Origin of the sequence: Shewanella sp. MEBiC00475 (genome assembly GCF_005234075.1) — a bacterium.
GTDB classification, from domain to species: Bacteria; Pseudomonadota; Gammaproteobacteria; order Enterobacterales; family Shewanellaceae; genus Shewanella; species Shewanella polaris.
In genome coordinates this window covers 655,670-676,984 of record NZ_CP039928.1, presented here as the reverse complement: position 1 = coordinate 676,984, position 21,315 = coordinate 655,670, and the positions used below count along the sequence as shown (strand labels likewise).

The window sequence follows — 21,315 nt, the reverse complement described above, 5'->3', positions numbered from 1 at the left end:
TGAGACTATTTGGTATTTGCAGCTTGTGCTGCATTAATCATGTCTTTACCAATTTGATCTTCAAATTTAGCCCAAACTGGTTTCATTGCATTAACCCATTGCTGACGATCAGCTGGCGTTAACGTCACTAATTCAGAACGTCCAGAATCTAAAATAGTTTGCTTATCTTTATTGCCTTTTTCTGCAGCAATGCTGTTGCCAAGTGTAATAGCTTCTTCAAGTGAAGATTTAAAGATTGCGCGTTTGTCAGCGGGTAGACTTTTCCAGAAAGTATTTGAGGTCACGACCATGTAATCTAAAACACCATGATTACTTTCTGTTATGTAGCTTTGCACCTCATAAAATTTCTTTGAATAGATATTTGACCAAGTATTTTCTTGACCATCAATAGCGCGTGTTTGTAGCAGGGTGAACACTTCAGAGAAAGGCTTTTTAACCGGAATAGCACCAACAGCGTCAAACTGGGCGGCAATAACGTCAGACGCCATAATACGGAACTTTTTACCGTTAGCATCTTTAGGTAATTCTAGCGGGTCATTGGCAGAAAATTGCTTCATACCATTGTGAAGGTAACCTAGGCCGACAACACCTTTTCGATTCATTGAGTTCAATAGTTTTTGGCCCGCATCAGATTGTTGGAAGCGATCAACAGCCGCCATATCTTCAAATAAGAATGGTAAATCAAAGATTTGTAGTTTTTTGGTATAACGCTCAAACTTAGATAGTGATGGTGCTACAAACTGCACATCGTTTAGCAGTAATGCTGCTAGCTCGTTGTTATCCCCAAATAACTGTGAGTTAGGAAATACGTTCACAACATATTCACCAGGTAAACGTTGTTCTATTAATTCTTTAAACTTAAGTGCCATTTGTCCTTTTGGTGTGTTCTCTGCAACAACATGAGAAAACTTAATTTCTACAGGTTCAGCAAAAACATTAAAACTCGCTGCCAGAATTGAAGCTACAGCGGCTAGTTTAGCCATTGACTTTAGTGGACGTATAAAAGTATTTATCGATTTTTTCATGGTAGTTAACTTCCTTTTTTTAGTGTTATATTTTCCTCAAGGTGGTGTCTTGCTCCAGAACAAGTACGCCATAAACGCTTTATGAGGATAGATCAAACATAGCAAGCATCAGGCCAGAATGTTAACTATTTGTAACCATATGATATTTATTAACTTTAATTTATGTGTGTATAGTTATACTGATTTAGTGTGTGGATAGTCACACACAGTGGGAATATAGTTGGGTGGAATGTCACACATTTTGTTGTGATGCTATATAGATCCCATTAGAGATAATGGCTTATATGTGTATTGATTTAGTGAAAATAAATTTGATTATCTGTTGATGCGGATACATTGGATAACAGCGTAAAAAGGATACAAACAAAAAAACCACCGCTAGGTGGTTTTTTGATTCAAATATATAGAATTATATTCGAAAACTAAATAGTTGGTGGAGCTACACGGGATCGAACCGTGGACCTCTTCACTGCCAGCGAAGCGCTCTCCCAGCTGAGCTATAGCCCCAAATGTTAGTTAAATAATAACTAACATTTGAAATATGGTATCCCATAGGGGATTCGAACCCCTGTTACCGCCGTGAAAGGGCGGTGTCCTAGGCCTCTAGACGAATGGGACACAGTTGATACGTTATACTCTGTATCGAGTGAATACTCATTAGTGTCTGTAGGCTAAACACCAGTGCTATATAGATAATCAAACAACTCTTTCGAATTATGTTCAACCATCTTAAATATGGTATCCCATAGGGGATTCGAACCCCTGTTACCGCCGTGAAAGGGCGGTGTCCTAGGCCTCTAGACGAATGGGACACATTTGATACGTTATACTCTGCATCGAGTGAATACTCATTGGTGTCTGTAGGCTAAACACCAGTGCTAGTTACCTATAATGAAGATCAAAACCCTAAGAATTCGACCCCCTGTTACCGCCGACTCTTTATAAACCAAAGTGGGCGATGTCCTAAGCTCTATTTCTAGACGAATGGGACACAGTTGATACGTTATACTTTGCATCAAGTGAATACTCATTGGTGTCTGTAGGCTAAACACCAGTGCTATATAGATCATCAAACACTTTTTCTAAAACAATAGTTTCGAATCATGTTCAACCATCTTAAATATGGTATCCCATAGGGGATTCGAACCCCTGTTACCGCCGTGAAAGGGCGGTGTCCTAGGCCTCTAGACGAATGGGACACATTTGATACGTTATACTCTGTATCGAGTGAATACTCATTGGTGTCTGTAGGCTAAACACCAGTGCTATATAGATCATTAAACACTTTTTCTAAAACAATAGTTTCGAATCATGTTCAACCATCTTAAATATGGTATCCCATAGGGGATTCGAACCCCTGTTACCGCCGTGAAAGGGCGGTGTCCTAGGCCTCTAGACGAATGGGACACAGTTGATACGTTATACTCTGCATCGAGTGAATACTCATTGGTGTCTGTAGGCTAAACACCAGTGCTATATAGATCATCAAACAACTCTTTCGAATCATGTTCAACCATCTTAAATATGGTATCCCATAGGGGATTCGAACCCCTGTTACCGCCGTGAAAGGGCGGTGTCCTAGGCCTCTAGACGAATGGGACACATTTGATACGTTATACTCTGCATCGAGTGAATACTCATTGGTGTCTGTAGGCTAAACACCAGTGCTATATAGATCATCAAACACTTTTTCTAAAACAACAGTTTCGAATCATGTTCAACCATCTTAAATATGGTATCCCATAGGGGATTCGAACCCCTGTTACCGCCGTGAAAGGGCGGTGTCCTAGGCCTCTAGACGAATGGGACACAGTTGATACGTTATACTCTGTATCGAGTGAATACTCATCAATGTCTGTAGGCTAAACATCAATGCTATTATCTAGTTAAAGATATATTCGTAAGTGGTGGAGCTACACGGGATCGAACCGTGGACCTCTTCACTGCCAGCGAAGCGCTCTCCCAGCTGAGCTATAGCCCCTCTTACAAATTGCTTTTGGATATGCTACAAGAAAATCTGAAGTCATGTCTCAACTGCGAGGCGCATTCTATGCAGCATACCCAAAAGTGTCAACTCGTTTTTTAGGAATTTATTCTATTTGCTACAAATTCAATCGCTTTGGATATTCTTTGTGCAGATCGATCTTTTCCAATTAAATATAAGGTTAAGTCTAACGCAGGAGACTGCCCAGCGCCCGTTACCGCAACACGTAGTGGCATTCCCACTTTACCCATACCCACCTCAAGATCTGCTGCTGTAGCTTCAATTGCTTGATGAATATTTTCAACCGTCCAGTCTGTTATTGTTGCTAACTTTTGATTGAACAAGGTTAAAGGCTCCATTGCTACGCCACGTAGGTGCTTTTTAGCCTGAGCTTCATCGAAGTTATCAAAGTCTTCATAGAAATAACGACTAGAAGCTGCTAACTCTTTTAATGTTTTAGCGCGTTCAGATAATGCCGTCACAATTTCAGGTAATGCAGGGCCATTACTAGTATCAATCTTTTGGTCATCCATATGCCACTGTAAATGCGATGCAACATAAACAGGATCAAGTGATTTGATATAATGTTGATTTAACCAAATAAGTTTATCGGTATTAAAAGCTGAAGCGGCTTTATTGATGTCATCTAATTTAAATAGTGTTTTCAATTCTTCCATTGAAAATACTTCTTGATCACCATGAGACCAGCCTAAACGAACAAGATAATTTAATAGTGCTTCAGGTAAATAACCATCATCACGATACTGCATTACACCGACAGCGCCATGACGCTTAGATAATTTGGCACCATCATCACCCAAAATCATCGAAACATGAGCATATTCAGGAATAGGAGCTCCTAATGCTTTTAGGATATTAATTTGGCGAGGAGTATTGTTGATATGGTCCTCACCACGAACAACGCACGTAATGCCCATATCCCAATCATCAACGACAACACAGAAGTTGTAAGTTGGTACGCCATCGGTACGCTTAATAATAAGATCATCAAGCATATCATTTGAAATTTCAATGCGACCACGAACGTGATCATCAAAGATCACACTGCCTTCGATTGGGTTTTTAAAGCGCACAACAAACGGCTCGTCAGTATCACGAGGCGCAAGGTCACGACAGCAACCGTCGTATTTTTGTTGTAATCCTTGTGCAGCCTGATCCTCACGCATTTTTTCAACACGCTCACGTGAGCAATAACATTTATAAGCCGTGCCGTTATCTAGCATCTGCTCAATAATCTCGTTGTAACGATCAAAACGTTTAGTCTGATAATAAGGACCTTCATCCCACGTTAAACCTAACCAGTTCATACCATCAAGAATCGCATCACAAGCTTCTTGAGTTGAACGTTCAATATCGGTGTCTTCAATACGAAGTACAAATTCACCGTTATTTGCTTTTGCATGTAACCATGAATATAAAGCAGTACGAGCACCGCCTACATGTAAAAAGCCAGTTGGACTTGGGGCAAAACGCGTCTTAGTTGTCATAATCGGACACTAACCTATATAAATACGTCTATAAAAAGAAGACAAGCAAAAATGTGGTTGCCATTCTAACAGCCAAACTCGTTAGTGGAAATGGCGGACCGTTAAACCTGTGATAGTTTTTGAATATTCCTTTTTTAATCGAGTCAAATCTTTGTTTAACAATGCATCAAAGCGAACAAATTTAGTCCGACTGACGTTTTTTTAAATAAAAAGCGTTGACAGGTTTTGCTTGCCCCCTATAATACGGCCCCACACAGCGAGGTCGATTAGCTCAGCTGGGAGAGCACCTCCCTTACAAGGAGGGGGTCACTGGTTCGAGCCCAGTATCGACCACCATAATTTCATTTATGAAGTTATTACTGTTAATTATATCCCAGGTCGCTTAGCTCAGCTGGGAGAGCACCTCCCTTACAAGGAGGGGGTCACTGGTTCGAGCCCAGTAGCGACCACCATATAATTTATGTAAACTGTTGTGTAGAGTCCCAGGTCGCTTAGCTCAGCTGGGAGAGCACCTCCCTTACAAGGAGGGGGTCACTGGTTCGAGCCCAGTAGCGACCACCATTTCTCAAATAGAGTGGTAGACTCGAAAGTAAAATATCCCAGGTCGCTTAGCTCAGCTGGGAGAGCACCTCCCTTACAAGGAGGGGGTCACTGGTTCGAGCCCAGTAGCGACCACCATATTTTACCATGTTAAAAGAATTGATATTCCCAGGTCGCTTAGCTCAGCTGGGAGAGCACCTCCCTTACAAGGAGGGGGTCACTGGTTCGAGCCCAGTAGCGACCACCATATCAATTTAAGTTTACATTTACGTTTTATCCCAGGTCGCTTAGCTCAGCTGGGAGAGCACCTCCCTTACAAGGAGGGGGTCACTGGTTCGAGCCCAGTAGCGACCACCATATTCTATTTTGTATTATTCCTCTTACATCCTTCAAAGTTTTACCACACAATCCAAACAATCCAAACAATCCAAACAATCCAAACAATTAATATTTTACTTACACTTTGTGTCGTAAGCGTCCGGGCAAGTACATCTTCAGCAGCTCTTATTCATCCTCTATATTAACGACTGATCATTACATCAGGAGTTAACATGGCTAGACGTTCACATGAAGATTGGGTTGCCTTGATACAACAGCAATCCGCTAGCGGCTTGACGATTACCGCTTTTTGTCGCCTGCATAAACTCAGTATCAGCGGATTTTACGCCCGCAAAGCAGACATTGCTAAAATGAGCACTCCAAAGAGCGCACCATTTGTTAAGGCTATTCTGACCTCGACGACGATTATAAGCTTTGCAAGCGTCTTCATGATCAACCTTGGGAGACAGGGCGTTGGCTGAAACGAGTAATACAGGTTCACATTAATTATTATGGTGTGCCTTTTGTAATACTCATTCCTACCGCGACCGATCACTGGTTTAATCCCATTTGATCGCATCTGTGCTACCTTGATGAACGGAGCAAACCAGAACCTAATATCGATAGCTTGTTACGATGGAATGTTAACCAATCGGCGGGGTTCGCTAGACGGTTATGAAACAAAACGTAAACATAATTTAACAAATGACACCCAAATTAATAATAAAGCGTTTGGGCGAACCCTTAATCTCGGTTATATTATGGGTAAAATAGGGAGTCATAAATCGTATTCGGACGACGTCAAGGAAGATACATGAGTGATCAGCCAATAGGCTGACATCTTATTCTTTTCGTATTCCACGAAGGTGTGGCCACTCTGTATTTAATCGGTGTTATTCCTATTTTTATAAACTTAACATGAACTTTTTGATAGGGCTTTCCCTTTCACTGTTCAGCTCGATCATATTAAGGAAGAGATATGAGAACGACAAAATGGATGTTAACCTCGTCATTCACCTCAATACTATTATTAGGATGTGGTGGAGGCAGCGGCGATGATGCAGGAACCGCCAACTCGGGTGATCCATCAAACAATCCAATCAATACACAACTCACGCTCAATACCGTTGTGACGAATAAATGTAATGTTCAATCGCCTAAGCCGGGTGTAGAAGTTCTTTTTCATAATGCACAAGGCGACGTTATTGCCGATCATGTGACAGACTCAAATGGTCTGTTAACCACTGCATGGCCGAGTGATGCTAAACATATCACTACGGTTGCGCTCAATTATTTTACTCGCAATTATGGCTTTAGAACGTTGAGTATTGATACCATTATGGATACGAAAGGGGGAGATTTAGGTGTCATTCATTTCACTGATTTGAGCTATGCACCTGATTGTGGTTGTAAGGATGTCACATTTTTTGTTCAAAATTTGATTGAGTCTTCCCCGGATAGCAAACTTAATATCGGTGGTGGACAGGGCTATTTAACACCCTATACGGCAGATTACTCTCTTGAATGGTGTGATGTGCAAGGACCCATTGATATTCAATTAGTGGCGGCTGATCATCAATCGAGTCAAGCGGGACAAATTGACTTAACCAATCTGGATGAATATACCTTAAGTCTCGATGATTTTACTCATGTAGGGGTAATGGTTAACGATCCGGTAAATAGTAGTGAAGATGATATACATGCTTATTCTTCAGGTAGCTGGGATAGTTATAACTACGCCAATGAGCCCATCTTTATTTATCCGACTATTGGAGAACATTATTACGTGTCATCTAATATTACTAAACAAATTAAGGTTTACGACACGGTGGGTTATTCTGCCAATTCGGCCATACGTAAGCTGGATCAACAAGGTAATGCTTCAAGTGAAATAGTATTGAATGTTAATAACGCGTTTTCTAAAGAGGCGTATTCATTATATGAAACAATACGCAGCCAACAAGCCCCTTATCAATATGATTTCTCTAATGCCAGTGATGAGATTGCTTTTAGTGAAATAGTCCTTGGTGGGAGAAACGGTGATGGTAGTGTAGTGTGGAGGTTGCATGGTGGGATCAGGGGAACCATACCTAATTTCAGTTTCCCCACCTCGCTGGAAGCGAGAATTAACATATTGGTCGATCCCTATATCCTATTTTTGGCGAAAAGTTATGGTGATAAAAAAACGTTGGATGAATGGCGAAGGTTAGCGGTTGAACAAAGTCGAATGGCCGATTCTGACCTCAGTCCGTTATCAAAAGAAAGTGATGTAATGAATTTAGGTTTCTATAGTGTTGAATATTCTTATTAACGTCACTGTGCCTAAGCATTAAACCACTTTTTGTGGTGCAGGCATTATCATGAGTGCTATGCGAGGGGATTGATGCCACTGTAAGTCATGTGTCGCACTCCGACCAACGGGGTTTTGATATCCACTCAACCTGACGTTCAGTTGTAGCAAAAAACTATTGCCGTGACTGAACGTGAGTCTTTTTCTGCGAAGGTACATGGCTTTATGTCATCGATAAATGGGATTGTTCAGAGTATAAAACTGAGCAGATCTGACTCATTATGAGGCCTTAACGTGACAGGTCTCATCCTACAACCTCAGATAATTGTTTCTCAATGGCTGACTTTTTGGCCATTTTTAGTCTCAAGGGGAATAGGGTGAAGTGAGAAATTCATTTTAAATCAGTAAAATCGACCAGAACCATTGCGGCCAATACTACTAAAAACGTCTCCTCACTTGACCGGTCGTGGTAGTAATGCTCATTCCTACCGCGACCATAACGAGGTTGGTTTGCGCCAATGTATTCGGAATCTTCATTAGGTGCTTTACCACCTACTCCACGATGAGTTCCGCGCTAGATTGTCCTCAAAAAGCCTAAAGTATACTTTTTACGAAATTGTTCACGACCAGTGTGATCATGCCCAACAAGATGAAAAGAAGCTTTGCCTAAATCGATCCCAACTACTTTAATAATAGACATGATGGTTCGCCTTTTTGATTACCCTACCCTAAGTATAGCTTAAGGGTGAGGCGGACCATCTAATTAAGCCACTCAAATTTGAGTGGCTAATGCTAATTGCTCAACTTTCGATTAATCTAACCCTAAAAATCCGCCAGTTTGATGGGCCCACAGTTGTGCGTATATCCCTTTGGCATTAATCAGCTCTTGATGAGTACCTTGTTCAACGACACAGCCTTTATCTAATACAATGAGTCTATCCATAGCTGCAATCGTTGAGAGCCGATGCGCTATCGCTATTACTGTTTTACCTTCCATCAATTCATAAAGAGACTCTTGAATCGCGGCTTCGACTTCAGAGTCTAATGCTGAAGTGGCTTCATCAAGCAATAGAATTGGCGCATTCTTAAGTAATACTCTTGCAATGGCAATCCGTTGGCGTTGGCCACCAGACAGCTTAACGCCGCGTTCACCAACTTGAGCATCGAGTCCCTTGTTGCCAAAGGGATCCGTTAAATTGTCAATAAACTCTGCAGCTTGTGCTTGAGTTATCGCCGCCATTAATTTTTCATCACTGGCAAGTGGATCACCATACAGAATGTTTTCACGGATCGAACGGTGTAATAACGACGTATCCTGAGTCACCATACCAATATTTGCCCGTAATGAGTCTTGGGTAATATCCGTTATAGGTTGATCATCAATCAGTATTTGGCCTTTTTCAACATCATGAAAACGCATTAATAAGTTTACTAAGGTCGATTTCCCTGCACCAGACCGTCCCACTAAGCCGACTTTCTCACCAGCTTTAATATTCAGGTTTAGTTGCTCAATGACGCCTGTTTTTTCACCATAATGAAAGCAAACCTGATTGAAATCGATTTTACCGTGGTCAACAACAATGTCTTTTGCATCGATTTTATCTTGGATAGCAATGGGTTTTGATAAGGTATTCATACCATCGGTAACGGTACCAATATTTTCAAATAGTGAACTAATTTCCCACATAATCCATTGTGACATGCCATTTAAACGTAACGCTAAACTCACCGCAATCGCAATGGCACCAACAGTAATCGCATTGTCTGCCCATAACCAAATAGACACAGCTGCAATGGTGAACGCTAATAAGTAATTAATGATTTGCACTAAAACATTAATGATCGTGACCAGACGCATTTGGCCATAAACGGTTTTTAAGAAACGCGTCATACTATCTTGGGCATAGTCAGCTTCTTGTGTCGTATGCGAGAACAGCTTTACGGTTGATATGTTGGTGTAACTGTCGACAATACGGCCAGTCATTGTCGAGCGAGCATCAGCTTGTTCTGTCGATATTGCTTTCAGCTTTGGAACTAGTTTCCATTGGATCAACACATAAGCCGCTAACCAAACGAGCATGGGTAGCATTAAACGTACGTCTGCAGTGGCAATCATGACCAACATAGAGGTGAAATACACTAAAATGTACATCAGTACATCCAGTAATTTCATGACAGTTTCACGTACAGCAAGCGAAGTTTGCATTACCTTTGTGGCGATGCGTCCTGCAAAGTCATCTTGATAAAATGAAATACTCTGCTTGAGTAAATAGCGATGTGCTTGCCAACGAATAGCCATAGGGTAGTTACCCAAAAGCGTTTGGTGCACGATAGAAGCATGTAACCAGACAACTAGCGGTATGACGACTAAGACAATCACTGACATGGTAATCAACGTAGTGCTTTCATCTTGCCATAATGTTTGCGGATTTTTGGTGACTAACCAATCTACCAGTTGGCCCATAAAGCCAAACAGTGACACTTCCAACATTGCCATTATGGCTGTTAGTACTGACATGATAATTAAAGGCAAACCAAACCCGCGGGTATAATGACGACAAAATGCGTACAAAGTATTGGGTGGCTGAGTCGGTTCTTCTTGTGGTAAAGCTTGGGTCAATGATTCAAAAAATTTAAACATCTAATGCTCTAACTTAATGGTGAAAATTCTGCTGACTAGGATAACGCAAAATGACCAAATGTAATGGGTTAAATTGTTACCATATACGAAACGATTAAGTTCCGTTTTCCGCTAGTCGTGGTTGTTGTATTTCGGTAAAGTAATCTCTTAAATACGCTATGAGCAGAAAATAGTTCAGTTTCCCATTGAGTGATATAAGGCTAAATAGACTAATGGTCCAGATTAATAGTGATTGTTATATTGCAGCACAGATCTGCCAGCAAGCAAGGCTTAGTCGTGACGCTCGTTTTGATGGTCAATTTTTTACTGGTGTGCTCACTACTTGTATTTATTGCCGATCGATTTGTCCCGCCCCAGCGCCCTATGAAAAAAATGTTCGTTATTTTGATTCTGCGATAAAAGCGGCTAATGCTGGACTTAGGCCTTGTCTTCGGTGTCGGCCTGATAGTGCACCAAGTTCATTTGCGTGGTTAGGCACTCAAACAACATTAATGCGAGCCATCACGTTAATTGATCAAGGCTTTTTAAATGGTGAGAATGCAGGAACGGTCGTCAAGTTGGCTGATAAATTAGGTATTAGCAGTCGGTATTTAAATAAACTCTTTAACCAAGGTTTGGGGACTTCCCCTAAACATTTTGCGTTATATCAGCAGTTGATGTTTGCTAAGCAGTTATTACACCAAACACAATTATCAATGACAGACGTCGCCATGGCTGCTGGCTTTAATAGTATCAGGCGGTTTAATGAAATTTTTAAGCAAGAATTATTGTTAACACCTAGCGATTTACGCCAAAAGAGCCGACATTCAACTGTTGTAACTCATTCTTATAAAGATAACCAAGTGAGTACTGAAATTAAACCAATAACATTAGCACTATCTTATCGGCCACCCCTAAATTGGGCGAAGATGTTGGCTTTTTATGCCTTTCGTCAAGTTGATAATATGGAGGTCATTGATGATATTTCGGGACGTTATGGCCGAACCTTCTCATTTAATGGTGTAGAAGGCTTTTTTTACATTTCACTGAATGCCGATAAACCTCAACTTGATGTGAGTATTTACTTAGCCGATGCCAATGATATTAAATCCTTGCATTATATTACTCTGCAATTACAGCGTATGTTTGATTTAGATGCTGACATGGCGATAATCCAGCAGGCATTATCTCCTATCATAGAATTAGGTGCCAAAATTGATAGTGGTTTGCGTATTCCCGCGGCTGGTAGTGTATTTGAGGCTGCTTGCCGTGCCGTATTAGGGCAACAAGTGAGTGTGGTGCAAGCCACTAAACTATTAAATTTATTGGTTGAATCTTATGGTGAAACGCTGTTCATCGATGGTAAGACTTGGCGGTTATTTCCGACGGCACAAGCTATTGCTAGCGCTTCATTAGATGAACTTAAAATGCCAGGTGCTCGAAAATTAGCATTAAATGCCTTGGGGCAATTTGTACATCAACATCCAGACTCAACGCCTGACGATTGGTTGTCCGTAAAAGGTATCGGTCTATGGACTGTTGCCTACGCGAAAATGCGAGGTTTGAGTGACCCTGATGTTTTTTTGAGTTCTGATTTAGTCATCAAAAATCGTCTTCATGCGTTACATGAGCAATTGGGTAAACCTATTGAAACCCCTAAATCGTACTTAAGCATTGCTGCCGACATTGCAAAACAAGCATCACCTTGGGGCAGCTACTTAACCTTCCAGCTTTGGGATAACGATCCTGTCGCTGCAAAAAACGGATAATATTATGACCCATTTTACTTCGCCTAAGTGCCATGCCTTAGTCACAAGTCCTGTTGGTTTACTCTCGCTTAAAGCATCTGAGTATGGATTAACCCATCTACAGGTTGAAGATCTTGCTCAAACGAGCTTGCTCGTAGAGATTCAAATTCAGTTTAGACTCCAACAAAGTAATACTGAGACGACTCAAGATTTATTGATACAAGCCCAACAACATATTGATTCAACAGTCATTCAATTATCAGAGTACTTCGCTAATCAAAGGCAACATTTTAGTGTTCCTTTAGCGCCTAAGGGGACTGTTTTCCAACATGAGGTTTGGCTTGCTCTGAGTCAATTAACATTCGGTCAGCGCTGCAGTTACAGTGATATTGCTAATACTATTGGACGACCTAAAGCCGTTAGAGCGGTTGGGGGTGCAAATGGTGCAAACCCAATTGCTATTATCGTTCCTTGTCATCGGGTGATAGGCAAAGGCGGTAAGTTAACTGGTTATGCTTATGGGCTCGATATGAAGCAGTGGCTACTGGACTTAGAAGGGATTGAAGAAATTAACTAATTTATCTGACTGCTGTGCCAAAGTACGTTAAAATGTGCGATTGATATCCATTTTCTTGAGCGCATTTGATACATGACCCAAGCTTCTTTAGCTACGACTTTCGCTGAATTTGGCCTGCATACTCCATTGTTGGCCAGATTAACCGAGCTTAAATACCTTCAGCCTACACCAATCCAAGCTGAAACCATTCCTAGCACATTAACTGGTAAAGACTTGCTGGCAGGTGCCAATACTGGCTCAGGTAAAACAGCGGCTTTTGCATTGCCGATATTACATCAATTGGTGAGTCGTCGGGCAACAACATCTGCCAAAGGTAATTTTGTTAGTGCGTTAGTCTTGGTACCAACGCGAGAACTTGCTAAGCAAGTTGCCGACAGCTTTAAATCTTATGCGGTTCATTTAAATGGTGACATTAAAGTGGTTGCTGCATTTGGCGGTGTATCTGTTAATACTCAGATGCTAGCATTGCGGGGCGGTGCGGATGTAGTCGTCGCGACGCCAGGTCGTTTACTCGATTTAGTATCGTCAAATGCATTAAAGCTGTCCCAAGTGACAACGCTAGTACTTGATGAAGCAGATCGAATGTTAAGCCTTGGTTTTACTGAGGAATTGAATCAAGTACTCAATTTACTTCCTAAACAAAAACAAACGTTATTGTTTTCAGCGACTTTTCCAGATGAAGTTCGCCAACTAACACAAGCGTTGTTAGTTAACCCGCTTGAGATACAATTACAAAGCGCTGAAGCGAGTACGTTAGTACAACGTGTCATGACGGTTAATCGTGAAAAAAAGACCGCTTTACTCGCACATTTACTACAACAGCATCAATGGCGCCAAGTGTTGATTTTTGTTGGCGCTAAAAATAGTTGTAATCATTTAGCTCAAAAACTGGCTAAACGTGGTATCACTGCGGAGGTGTTTCACGGTGATAAAGCCCAAGGCGCGAGAAGTCGTGTATTGGAAGGTTTTAAGGCGGGTGATATTCAAGTGCTTATAGCAACAGACATTGCTGCTCGTGGCCTTGATATTGAAAAATTACCTGTAGTAATAAATTTTGACTTACCGCGCAGTCCAGCAGATTATATGCATCGAATTGGTCGCAGCGGACGTGCGGGAGAGGTCGGTTTAGCGTTGACCTTGTTGTCGCATGATGAGTATCATCACTTCTCTGTTATTGAGAAAAAGAATCAAATTCGACTTGTTCGTGAACAAGTTAACGGGTTTGAGGCTGATGATGTCGTGCCTGAAAATGTACTGGAACAACCTAAGCCAATGGCTAAGCCAGAAGGTAGCGGTAAGAAAAAACGTAAAAAGTTGTCCTCAGTTAATGTTGATATTTGGGCTAAAAAACCAGATTAGTAGTAGGTAATATGAAACATATTTTTTGGTTAGTTGATGGACAAGTCGCAGGGCGAAGTGGTCCGAACAAAGATGCATGGGACTTAGCAGAGTTCAAACAGGCCGGATTTGGAGCGATTGCATCATTAAATAATGCTGAAGGCTGTGATACTGAAGATATGGCAGCATTAGGTCTTCGACATAAAGTGTTTAATTTGCCTGATAATATTCCGCCTAAACCACAAGATTTAGCTATCTGTGCTGAAATATTACCTCAGGTTTTAGCATTTATTCGTGAATGTGAACTTGAGCAAAAACCGGTATTATTACATTGTCGTTCAGGTGTTAATCGCACCGAAATGGTAATGGCTTATTATATGATGGAAAACGGTGCAGCACCTTTGCATGCCGTTAGCCAAGTTCGTAATGCCAGTGGTTTAGCCTTTGAGGCTGAAGGTTGGGATCAGTTTGTTTATGACGTACTTTACGAGCTACAATCAAGTTCGAATTGATTTAAGTAAATATTAATCAACGTATTAAAGGGAAACAATCGATTAGATCAGCAACTGATTTAATCATTATTGTTTCCCTTTGTTGTTTTTATAACGTATCGGTTAATTTAATCCTCCAAAGCCCAAGAGTGATGCAATTACTTTATTGTCAACTTAGTCTGTCACGGCTGATATAGTTGTATTGCAGTAAGAGGAGGGAGGATATTTATAACTTTCACTGTTAATTGTCTTGATAGATCCTAATAAAAATCTATTGATATATTTTGCTTCATCATTGTTATTAACCAATAATGGTTATTTAAGCATCTATTATTACTCAAATAATATCTAGTTAATTAAAATCGTAATAGAAACGATATAAAAGTTAACTATTATCGGATGAATTGCTAAATTTGTGATTTGTAATGACATTTTTAGATGAAATTGATGATTAAAGTTAATCTAAAAATTGACGATAAATGCTATAGTTAAATCGATTTTAGTCTTCCATTGAAGGGGTAATGATGAGTCCGAAAATGAGTAAAGCGAATCAATCACAGGGTTTATTGCTTTTTAAGTTGAACCAAACACAACTGTTTGCTTTAGGTACTTTGAAAATTCGTGAACTCGTGCCTTATACACCTCTAACTAAAATTCCACATTCTCACCCAGCCATTCTGGGCGCTGCAACTATGAGGGGGCATACTCTTCCTGTGATAGATATGGCTGCAGCGATTGGTTATAAACCTATTACTGAATCCGAGCGTAAAGATTGCTACATCATTATTACTGATTGCCAGCGAATGGTTATTGGCTTTCTGGTTCGTGCCATCGATAAAATCATTGAGTGTAACTGGCGAAATATCGAAGCTCCGTCTGGTAACTTAGGCCAAAACGCCTTTTTAACAGGAGTAACTCGTTTTGATGATCAATTAGTTCAATTACTGGATGTCGAGTTATTACTATCAAAGATCTTTCCTGACGATCCTATTTCTCATCGTGCAATATTGACCGATGTTCAACGTGAAAAATTAAAGCCATTGCATATTTTGTTGGTGGATGACTCTAAAGTGGCCCGTAAACAATTATCTGACGCACTAGACTCAATTAATATCCCCTATCAAGTGACGGCCGATGGTCGTGACGCTCTTGCCATTATGCAACAAGCCGCAGAAGATCGAATGCCAATTGACTTACTGGTGAGTGATATTGAAATGCCAGGGCTTGATGGATATGAATTGGCTTTTGAAGTTAAGAATAACCCTGCTATTGAGCATGCATATATTATTTTACATACTTCGTTATCCAGTGAAATTAGTGTTAGCCAAGCGAAACAAGTCGGTGCTAATGAAGCGCTCACCAAATTTGATGCTAAAGAGTTAATTGAGGCAATGTTAAGAGGTGCTGAGGCGATAGAGACGGTTTGATTAGGAGCGGAAAGGTAATCTTTTTTATTTGTTGGTCCCGCTATTGGTAATGCTTACTTAATGACCGATAAGTGATTTTTTTTATTCATTTTGGATCAAAACTAGACTTATCACATGGCATCCTGATATATAGCTATAAGACTTTTGTCATATTCGGTATTTTGGCTGTTCACAAAAGAAGGCTTTACGTTGCGCAAAGCCATCGCTAGGCAATAGCCTGCTAATGTGGTTAAACAATTTGATTAACGATAAGTGTCAACCAACAGACAAAAAGCCATAAATATAATAATCATAGGTTAAGCAATGAATCAAAAAACATCACTGTTAGCTCGTATCGCTAGCGGTAGCCTTGTGCTACAGATTATCAGCGGAATTATTTTGGGCGTGGTCCTAGCCAGTATTTCAACAACTGGGGCCAATAATGTGGCCTTTTTGGGCTCTCTTTTTGTAGGCGCGCTAAAAGCTATAGCACCGATCCTCGTTTTTGTTTTGGTCGCATCATCGATTGCCAATCAAAAGAAAAATAGTCAAACCAATATGCGCCCAATTATCGCTCTATATCTATTGGGAACCTTTGCGGCAGCATTAACGGCTGTATTATTCAGTTTTGCATTTCCAACAACTTTATTGTTAACCACGGGTATAGAGGGCTCAAATCCTCCTCAAGGGATTGGCGAAGTCATTAACACCTTATTATTTAAAATTGTCGACAATCCTGTTAACGCATTATTAACCGGCAATTACATTGGTATTTTAGTATGGGGTGCAGGGTTAGGTATAACCATGCATCATGCTAGTGACAGTACTAAGCGGATGCTTTCTGATGTCAGTGATGCGGTATCTAATATTGTCCGTTTTGTCATCCGTCTCGCGCCAATTGGTATTTTCGGGCTAGTGGCTGCGACATTTGCTGAAACTGGCTTTGAAGCAATAGCCGGTTATGGCCAATTATTAATGGTACTTGTTGGCTCCATGCTATTTATTGCGTTGGTGGTTAACCCTATTATTGTTTATGTCAAAATTAAGCGTAACCCTTATCCATTAGTATTTAAGTGTTTACGTGAAAGTGGTGTGACAGCATTTTTTACTCGTTCAAGTGCCGCTAACATTCCGGTCAACATGGCTTTGTGTGAAGAACTAAAACTGCATAAAGACACTTATTCTGTCTCAATTCCATTAGGTGCCACGATTAATATGGGCGGTGCCGCTATTACTATTACGGTATTGACCTTAGCCGCAGCCCATACTTTGGGTATTCAAATAGACTTTTTGACGGCATTATTATTGAGTGTCATCGCATCTGTTTCTGCGTGTGGTGCATCTGGTGTTGCTGGTGGGTCGTTACTATTAATTCCATTAGCATGTAGTTTGTTTGGTATTTCTAATGATATTGCCATGCAAGTTGTCGCGGTTGGCTTTATTATTGGTGTGATTCAAGATTCAGCTGAAACGGCGCTTAACAGCTCAACTGATGTGATCTTTACTGCTGCAGCATGTGAAGCGGCTGAAGCGAAAGAAATAAAACAGGCTGCTCAAGTTAGTTAATATTGTATATAGACATAGACATGTTGAAAAAATACCGACGCGATTACGTCGGTATTTTTTTATCTCATTGGGCTTGAATAGTTGTGGTATTAATACCAATTCCACTAATTATCTGTCATTCAGCGGGAATTCCGTACCTTCTAGGCAAATAATAGGATTGTAGGCATAGTTGCTCTCGGCAACTGCTCCTGCGTTGCTCTACCTCCAGCATCCATGCCGTCGTATGTCAAAATGCTATTAAGCAGCATAGAAGGTACAGAACCCCGCCTTGCTGGAGACGCTCAGACAGTCCATTTCTTTGTTGTATTGCTTTAAAAGGGAATACCCATTGTTTCAACAATGCGCCTTAAACTGAACAGTCTGAGCTACTCTGATTGGTCACATAATTAATGGAAATGGTATTAAAACGGATGCTGACTAAAAAAGGTCATTTCGACTTGGCTGTAAGGGTGGGTTATTGTGAGTGATTGCGCATGTAGGTTTAACCGTTTACTGGCATTTATTGTTTCGGTATCGCCATAGAATTCATCACCTAAAATAGCGTGTCCCAGCGCAAGCATATGCACTCTAAGTTGATGGGTGCGACCCGTGTGCGGTTTAAGTTCCATCAAGGTCGACTGAACTCTATGCTCAAGTACTTGAAAGTAGGTTAGCGCTGCTTTGCCTGAGTCTGTGAGTATTTGGAATGGTGGCGAATCAGGATTTGGCCCAATGGCAAAGTTTACTTTGCCTTGTTGCTCGCTGACATGGCCCATGACTTCAGCAATATATACTTTTTTAGCTTGGCGGTTTTGAAATTGTATTTTTAAATGCGATTCTGCTTTTTTGGTTCGAGCAAAAATTAAGATGCCTGAAGTGTCACAATCTAAGCGATGGATGAGAATAGCTTCTGGATAGCATCGTTGTAAACGGGTTATTGCCGTATCATGTGTATCAGGTGAACGTCCAGGATTTGATAACAAGCCAGAAGGTTTATTGATGACGATAATGTCACGGTCTTTATAGCGTATGTCCAACCATGGAATGGACGGAGGCTGATAAGTAAAGATGTGCATTATAGGGCGTTCTCTCTTATAGGGCGGAATCAGTTATTCATGATGCAAAAATTAATATTGCGAATACTAACAAAATTTTGCTGATAACGAAAAAAACAATTACCCAGTGCATAAGGTATTTTGTGAAATTTGCTTTACCACGTTGCGAACCATAATCGAAGTGACATTCCCCAACTACTGGTTATCCCAGAGGTTACAAAACGAATATTATTTTCAGTATCAACAATATAAATAGCAGGTAAGGCCATTGCGCCCCATTGTTGGCTCAATGATATTGTTTGAGGCTGATTTTGTTGGTTGATTACATCAAAGTGATAATGATGTTGTTGCATAAAAGTATTAATGTCTGCATCGGTACCAGAGGCTACCGCAATGGAAACTACATGATAATCTTGCTTTAGGTTAACCGAGTCCACCATTGGCGAGGTGACGCTGCATACAGGACACCAAGTACCCCAAAAATAAACTAAGGTGGGTTTATGAGAATTTGTTTGCCATTTTGCATGTTGTTGAGCGCCAGTTGCTGTTGAGGTAAATAATGAAATTGGCTTCTGAGTAATCGAATGTGCGTTAATCGGAGTGGCAACACCTGTTTTCATATCTCGCTGCAAATAACTCGCAATGGCAAATAATATAACGCCAATAAGTATGATATCGCGTAAGCTGGTTAACCAAAAATGTCTGGATTTTAGTTTGAACTGTAGGTTAATAAACCATCGTGACATACTTATCGCACTCTTCTTGTTGCCTTCAATTAAGGTAAATATTCTATTGGAGTTTTACGGCTATAAATTTTGCTATAGGCCATCAATTGCGGATAGAAAGTCCTAAATGCAATTTCAATATCAATATAAATCTTATCAATATCCTTAATAGCATGATCAAACAGTTCAGGTTTAGATAAACGCTTACTCACACCTTTAATCGCTTGATTTAAGCCTTGTCTTGTTTGGTAGCTACTTAACCAATCTTGTTGGATAATTTGCGGTGCAATGGACTGTAATGTCGGAGGTAGCTCAAGTGTCTTACTAAGCTGGTGGTATGCTTTTTGGCAAAACTCATCTAATGTCTGGTGATGATACTCTTCCCAATAAAACGCTAAGTAATGATCGAATACTAGATCAACTAATATCGGTGCCACACGGCGTGATGTTTTAGGAAACAGTTTCAGGAGATCGACAATAATTTCATGGCTGTCAGTAACCTGATCTATTTGACGATGAAGCCATATGCCTTGTTGTAAATGTTTTGGGTGTTGTCCTATGTTACCTTTGGCGAAATCACCCGACAAATTAGCTATTAAGTGAGTATCGCTGATGTCGGCTAAATGTAAGTGAGCTAAAAAGTTCATAAATTGTACTTCTAATTTTATTATTTTACAGTATGATACTAGCCGTTTGTAACAAGACGTTACATGGAAGTATACGTATTTACGTAATCATAACGATTTACGGACAAAAGTCATTGAGTATTAACATCATATCGTTGCGATAGATGTAGGTACTCTTAAAGGGTATAGGATTAATTTTAAGGATCAAGGAAGATGAAAGAGTGGATTAAAAAATTATTGGGTAGGCCAGCTACACCCAAACGAAATAAAGTACATATCGACATGCGCTATGAAGAGCATTCATATAAATCAAATCACACCTTTGATTCAGCGAAGCCAAATGCTATTGAATTGGACGATGTCGACACCGAATCGATAGAACAAAAGCCGACAAAGTAATCACCAAACTTGATCTTAACCCGCAGTAGCCATAGACTAGCGGCCGTTTTTATTGTTGAGATTATACTATGCGTGTAGCAGATTTTTCATTCGACCTACCAGATGAGCTGATTGCTCGCTATCCGACAGCACAACGTAATGCTTCGCGTTTACTCATATTAAGTGGTCAAAACGGTGAACTCGCTGACAAGCACTTTACTGATTTACTCAATATGATCAATCCTGGTGACTTGATGGTGTTCAATAACACTCGAGTTATTCCTGCGCGTTTGTTCGGCCAAAAGTCCACTGGTGGCAAGCTTGAAATTCTCGTTGAGCGCATGCTTGACGATAAGCGTATCTTAGCCCATGTTCGCAGTTCAAAATCCCCTAAAGTTGATACGCTTATTGATTTAGATGGCGGCTATCAAATGAAAATGCTAGCGCGTCATGATGCATTATTTGAGCTTGAGTTACTGTCTGATAAAACCATATTAGAAGTACTTGAAGACGTCGGCCATATGCCACTGCCTCCTTATATTGACCGTCCGGATGAAGATGCTGATAAAGAGCGTTATCAAACGGTATATAACCAAACACCAGGCGCCGTTGCTGCTCCTACCGCGGGCTTACATTTCGATGATGCCATGCTGGCAGAGTTAAAAGCCAAGGGTGTCAATATTGCGTTTGTGACCTTGCATGTGGGAGCTGGAACGTTCCAACCAGTACGAGTCGATAATATTCTTGAGCACAAGATGCATTCAGAGTGGGCTAACGTTCCGCAAGATGTCGTCGACCTTATAGCACAAACTAAAGCCAATGGCCATCGTGTCGTTGCCGTTGGTACCACGTCAGTTCGTTCACTTGAAAGTGCAGCTAGAGCGAGTGGCGATGGTCCATTAAAAGCGTTCAGTGGCGATACCGATATTTTTATTTATCCAGGCTATCAATTTAAAATAGTTGATGCAATGGTGACAAATTTTCATTTGCCCGAGTCAACATTAATCATGTTATTAAGTGCTTTTGCCGGTTTTGATGAGGTAATGAATGCCTATCAACACGCCATAACACAAAAATATCGCTTTTTTAGCTATGGTGATGCCATGTTTGTGACGAAAAAAGCCCCCTAAGCAATCAATTT

16 protein-coding genes and 14 tRNA genes are annotated in these 21,315 nt (G+C 40.6%); 16 read left to right on the top strand and 14 right to left on the bottom strand.

The window, feature by feature from the left end:
• Positions 1-5: 5 nt before the first annotated feature.
• From FCN25_RS03000 to gltX, 10 genes are all read right to left on the bottom strand, one after another.
• Positions 6-1,025 (bottom strand): TRAP transporter substrate-binding protein, encoded by a 1,020-nt coding sequence (locus FCN25_RS03000; RefSeq protein ID WP_137221826.1) that lies wholly within the window; start codon positions 1,023-1,025, stop codon positions 6-8.
• A gap of 431 nt (positions 1,026-1,456) precedes the next feature.
• A tRNA-Ala gene (locus FCN25_RS02995) sits at positions 1,457-1,532 on the bottom strand.
• A gap of 35 nt (positions 1,533-1,567) precedes the next feature.
• Positions 1,568-1,643, bottom strand: a tRNA-Glu gene (locus tag FCN25_RS02990).
• 118 nt (positions 1,644-1,761) lie between these two features.
• Positions 1,762-1,837, bottom strand: a tRNA-Glu gene (locus FCN25_RS02985).
• A gap of 311 nt (positions 1,838-2,148) precedes the next feature.
• Positions 2,149-2,224 (bottom strand) — tRNA-Glu (locus FCN25_RS02980).
• 132 nt (positions 2,225-2,356) lie between these two features.
• Positions 2,357-2,432: transfer RNA gene (locus tag FCN25_RS02975), tRNA-Glu, on the bottom strand.
• A 118-nt stretch (positions 2,433-2,550) separates the two neighbouring features.
• Positions 2,551-2,626, bottom strand: a tRNA-Glu gene (locus FCN25_RS02970).
• Positions 2,627-2,758: 132 nt separating this feature from the next.
• A tRNA-Glu gene (locus FCN25_RS02965) sits at positions 2,759-2,834 on the bottom strand.
• Between the two features lie 96 nt (positions 2,835-2,930).
• Positions 2,931-3,006, bottom strand: a tRNA-Ala gene (locus tag FCN25_RS02960).
• A gap of 101 nt (positions 3,007-3,107) precedes the next feature.
• A complete protein-coding gene (gltX, locus tag FCN25_RS02955) occupies positions 3,108-4,517 on the bottom strand; it encodes a glutamate--tRNA ligase (protein WP_137221824.1) in 1,410 nt (469 codons plus the stop codon).
• Between the two features lie 260 nt (positions 4,518-4,777).
• On the opposite strand from gltX, the gene FCN25_RS02950 reads away from it, so the two are divergent.
• The 8 genes from FCN25_RS02950 (at position 4,778) to FCN25_RS02910 (ending at position 7,686) form a co-directional block, all read left to right on the top strand.
• Positions 4,778-4,853, top strand: a tRNA-Val gene (locus FCN25_RS02950).
• Positions 4,854-4,893: 40 nt separating this feature from the next.
• A tRNA-Val gene (locus tag FCN25_RS02945) sits at positions 4,894-4,969 on the top strand.
• Between the two features lie 33 nt (positions 4,970-5,002).
• A tRNA-Val gene (locus FCN25_RS02940) sits at positions 5,003-5,078 on the top strand.
• A gap of 41 nt (positions 5,079-5,119) precedes the next feature.
• A tRNA-Val gene (locus FCN25_RS02935) sits at positions 5,120-5,195 on the top strand.
• A gap of 33 nt (positions 5,196-5,228) precedes the next feature.
• A tRNA-Val gene (locus FCN25_RS02930) sits at positions 5,229-5,304 on the top strand.
• A 34-nt stretch (positions 5,305-5,338) separates the two neighbouring features.
• A tRNA-Val gene (locus tag FCN25_RS02925) sits at positions 5,339-5,414 on the top strand.
• A 194-nt stretch (positions 5,415-5,608) separates the two neighbouring features.
• Complete coding sequence (locus FCN25_RS21050) at positions 5,609-5,857, top strand: hypothetical protein (protein WP_254693715.1); 249 nt, start codon at positions 5,609-5,611, stop codon at positions 5,855-5,857.
• Positions 5,858-6,354: 497 nt separating this feature from the next.
• Positions 6,355-7,686, top strand: a complete 1,332-nt coding sequence (locus FCN25_RS02910) for a hypothetical protein (RefSeq protein ID WP_137221822.1) — start codon at positions 6,355-6,357, stop codon at positions 7,684-7,686.
• Positions 7,687-8,476: 790 nt separating this feature from the next.
• Here FCN25_RS02910 and FCN25_RS02905 read toward each other — a convergent pair.
• A complete protein-coding gene (locus FCN25_RS02905) occupies positions 8,477-10,306 on the bottom strand; it encodes an ABC transporter ATP-binding protein (RefSeq protein ID WP_137221820.1) in 1,830 nt (609 codons plus the stop codon).
• 212 nt (positions 10,307-10,518) lie between these two features.
• Between FCN25_RS02905 and FCN25_RS02900 the strand changes: the two genes are divergently transcribed.
• The 6 genes from FCN25_RS02900 (at position 10,519) to sstT (ending at position 17,411) form a co-directional block, all read left to right on the top strand.
• A complete protein-coding gene (locus FCN25_RS02900; RefSeq protein WP_137221818.1) occupies positions 10,519-12,054 on the top strand; it encodes an AlkA N-terminal domain-containing protein in 1,536 nt (511 codons plus the stop codon).
• Positions 12,055-12,058: 4 nt separating this feature from the next.
• On the top strand, positions 12,059-12,610 hold the full coding sequence (locus FCN25_RS02895) for a methylated-DNA--[protein]-cysteine S-methyltransferase (RefSeq protein ID WP_137221816.1): 552 nt from the start codon (positions 12,059-12,061) through the stop codon (positions 12,608-12,610).
• 72 nt (positions 12,611-12,682) lie between these two features.
• A complete protein-coding gene (locus FCN25_RS02890) occupies positions 12,683-13,969 on the top strand; it encodes a DEAD/DEAH box helicase (protein ID WP_137221814.1) in 1,287 nt (428 codons plus the stop codon).
• 11 nt (positions 13,970-13,980) lie between these two features.
• Complete coding sequence (locus FCN25_RS02885; RefSeq protein WP_137221812.1) at positions 13,981-14,460, top strand: dual specificity protein phosphatase family protein; 480 nt, start codon at positions 13,981-13,983, stop codon at positions 14,458-14,460.
• A 515-nt stretch (positions 14,461-14,975) separates the two neighbouring features.
• The gene (locus FCN25_RS02880; protein ID WP_137221810.1) at positions 14,976-15,866 is read left to right on the top strand and encodes a chemotaxis protein; all 891 of its coding nucleotides are present in this window, start codon (positions 14,976-14,978) and stop codon (positions 15,864-15,866) included.
• Positions 15,867-16,169: 303 nt separating this feature from the next.
• Positions 16,170-17,411 (top strand): serine/threonine transporter SstT, encoded by a 1,242-nt coding sequence (gene sstT, locus FCN25_RS02875; protein ID WP_137221808.1) that lies wholly within the window; start codon positions 16,170-16,172, stop codon positions 17,409-17,411.
• 401 nt (positions 17,412-17,812) lie between these two features.
• Here the strand turns inward: sstT and FCN25_RS02870 are convergent, their stop codons facing one another.
• The 3 genes from FCN25_RS02870 to FCN25_RS02860 all read right to left on the bottom strand — a co-directional run bounded on the left by FCN25_RS02870 (position 17,813) and on the right by FCN25_RS02860 (position 19,817).
• On the bottom strand, positions 17,813-18,466 hold the full coding sequence (locus tag FCN25_RS02870; RefSeq protein ID WP_137221806.1) for a pseudouridine synthase: 654 nt from the start codon (positions 18,464-18,466) through the stop codon (positions 17,813-17,815).
• Positions 18,467-18,600: 134 nt separating this feature from the next.
• Entirely contained in the window at positions 18,601-19,191 is a 591-nt protein-coding gene (locus FCN25_RS02865) for a protein disulfide oxidoreductase (protein ID WP_137221804.1), read from the bottom strand.
• 29 nt (positions 19,192-19,220) lie between these two features.
• A complete protein-coding gene (locus FCN25_RS02860) occupies positions 19,221-19,817 on the bottom strand; it encodes an ACP phosphodiesterase (protein WP_137221802.1) in 597 nt (198 codons plus the stop codon).
• Between the two features lie 192 nt (positions 19,818-20,009).
• Between FCN25_RS02860 and FCN25_RS02855 the strand changes: the two genes are divergently transcribed.
• On the top strand, positions 20,010-20,195 hold the full coding sequence (locus FCN25_RS02855) for a hypothetical protein (protein ID WP_137221800.1): 186 nt from the start codon (positions 20,010-20,012) through the stop codon (positions 20,193-20,195).
• A 68-nt stretch (positions 20,196-20,263) separates the two neighbouring features.
• Complete coding sequence (queA, locus tag FCN25_RS02850; RefSeq protein ID WP_137221798.1) at positions 20,264-21,304, top strand: tRNA preQ1(34) S-adenosylmethionine ribosyltransferase-isomerase QueA; 1,041 nt, start codon at positions 20,264-20,266, stop codon at positions 21,302-21,304.
• Positions 21,305-21,315 lie beyond the last annotated feature (11 nt).

Bases quoted from the DNA above. Each gene is read 5' to 3' on its own strand.
- FCN25_RS03000 (WP_137221826.1), bottom strand. From the start codon at position 1,025: ATGAAAAAATCGATAAATACTTTTATACGTCCACTAAAGTCAATGGCT.
- gltX (WP_137221824.1), bottom strand. From the start codon at position 4,517: ATGACAACTAAGACGCGTTTTGCCCCAAGTCCAACTGGCTTTTTACAT.
- FCN25_RS21050 (WP_254693715.1), top strand. From the start codon at position 5,609: ATGGCTAGACGTTCACATGAAGATTGGGTTGCCTTGATACAACAGCAA.
- FCN25_RS02910 (WP_137221822.1), top strand. From the start codon at position 6,355: ATGAGAACGACAAAATGGATGTTAACCTCGTCATTCACCTCAATACTA.
- FCN25_RS02905 (WP_137221820.1), bottom strand. From the start codon at position 10,306: ATGTTTAAATTTTTTGAATCATTGACCCAAGCTTTACCACAAGAAGAA.
- FCN25_RS02900 (WP_137221818.1), top strand. From the start codon at position 10,519: ATGGTCCAGATTAATAGTGATTGTTATATTGCAGCACAGATCTGCCAG.
- FCN25_RS02895 (WP_137221816.1), top strand. From the start codon at position 12,059: ATGACCCATTTTACTTCGCCTAAGTGCCATGCCTTAGTCACAAGTCCT.
- FCN25_RS02890 (WP_137221814.1), top strand. From the start codon at position 12,683: ATGACCCAAGCTTCTTTAGCTACGACTTTCGCTGAATTTGGCCTGCAT.
- FCN25_RS02885 (WP_137221812.1), top strand. From the start codon at position 13,981: ATGAAACATATTTTTTGGTTAGTTGATGGACAAGTCGCAGGGCGAAGT.
- FCN25_RS02880 (WP_137221810.1), top strand. From the start codon at position 14,976: ATGAGTAAAGCGAATCAATCACAGGGTTTATTGCTTTTTAAGTTGAAC.
- sstT (WP_137221808.1), top strand. From the start codon at position 16,170: ATGAATCAAAAAACATCACTGTTAGCTCGTATCGCTAGCGGTAGCCTT.
- FCN25_RS02870 (WP_137221806.1), bottom strand. From the start codon at position 18,466: ATGCACATCTTTACTTATCAGCCTCCGTCCATTCCATGGTTGGACATA.
- FCN25_RS02865 (WP_137221804.1), bottom strand. From the start codon at position 19,191: ATGTCACGATGGTTTATTAACCTACAGTTCAAACTAAAATCCAGACAT.
- FCN25_RS02860 (WP_137221802.1), bottom strand. From the start codon at position 19,817: ATGAACTTTTTAGCTCACTTACATTTAGCCGACATCAGCGATACTCAC.
- FCN25_RS02855 (WP_137221800.1), top strand. From the start codon at position 20,010: ATGAAAGAGTGGATTAAAAAATTATTGGGTAGGCCAGCTACACCCAAA.
- queA (WP_137221798.1), top strand. From the start codon at position 20,264: ATGCGTGTAGCAGATTTTTCATTCGACCTACCAGATGAGCTGATTGCT.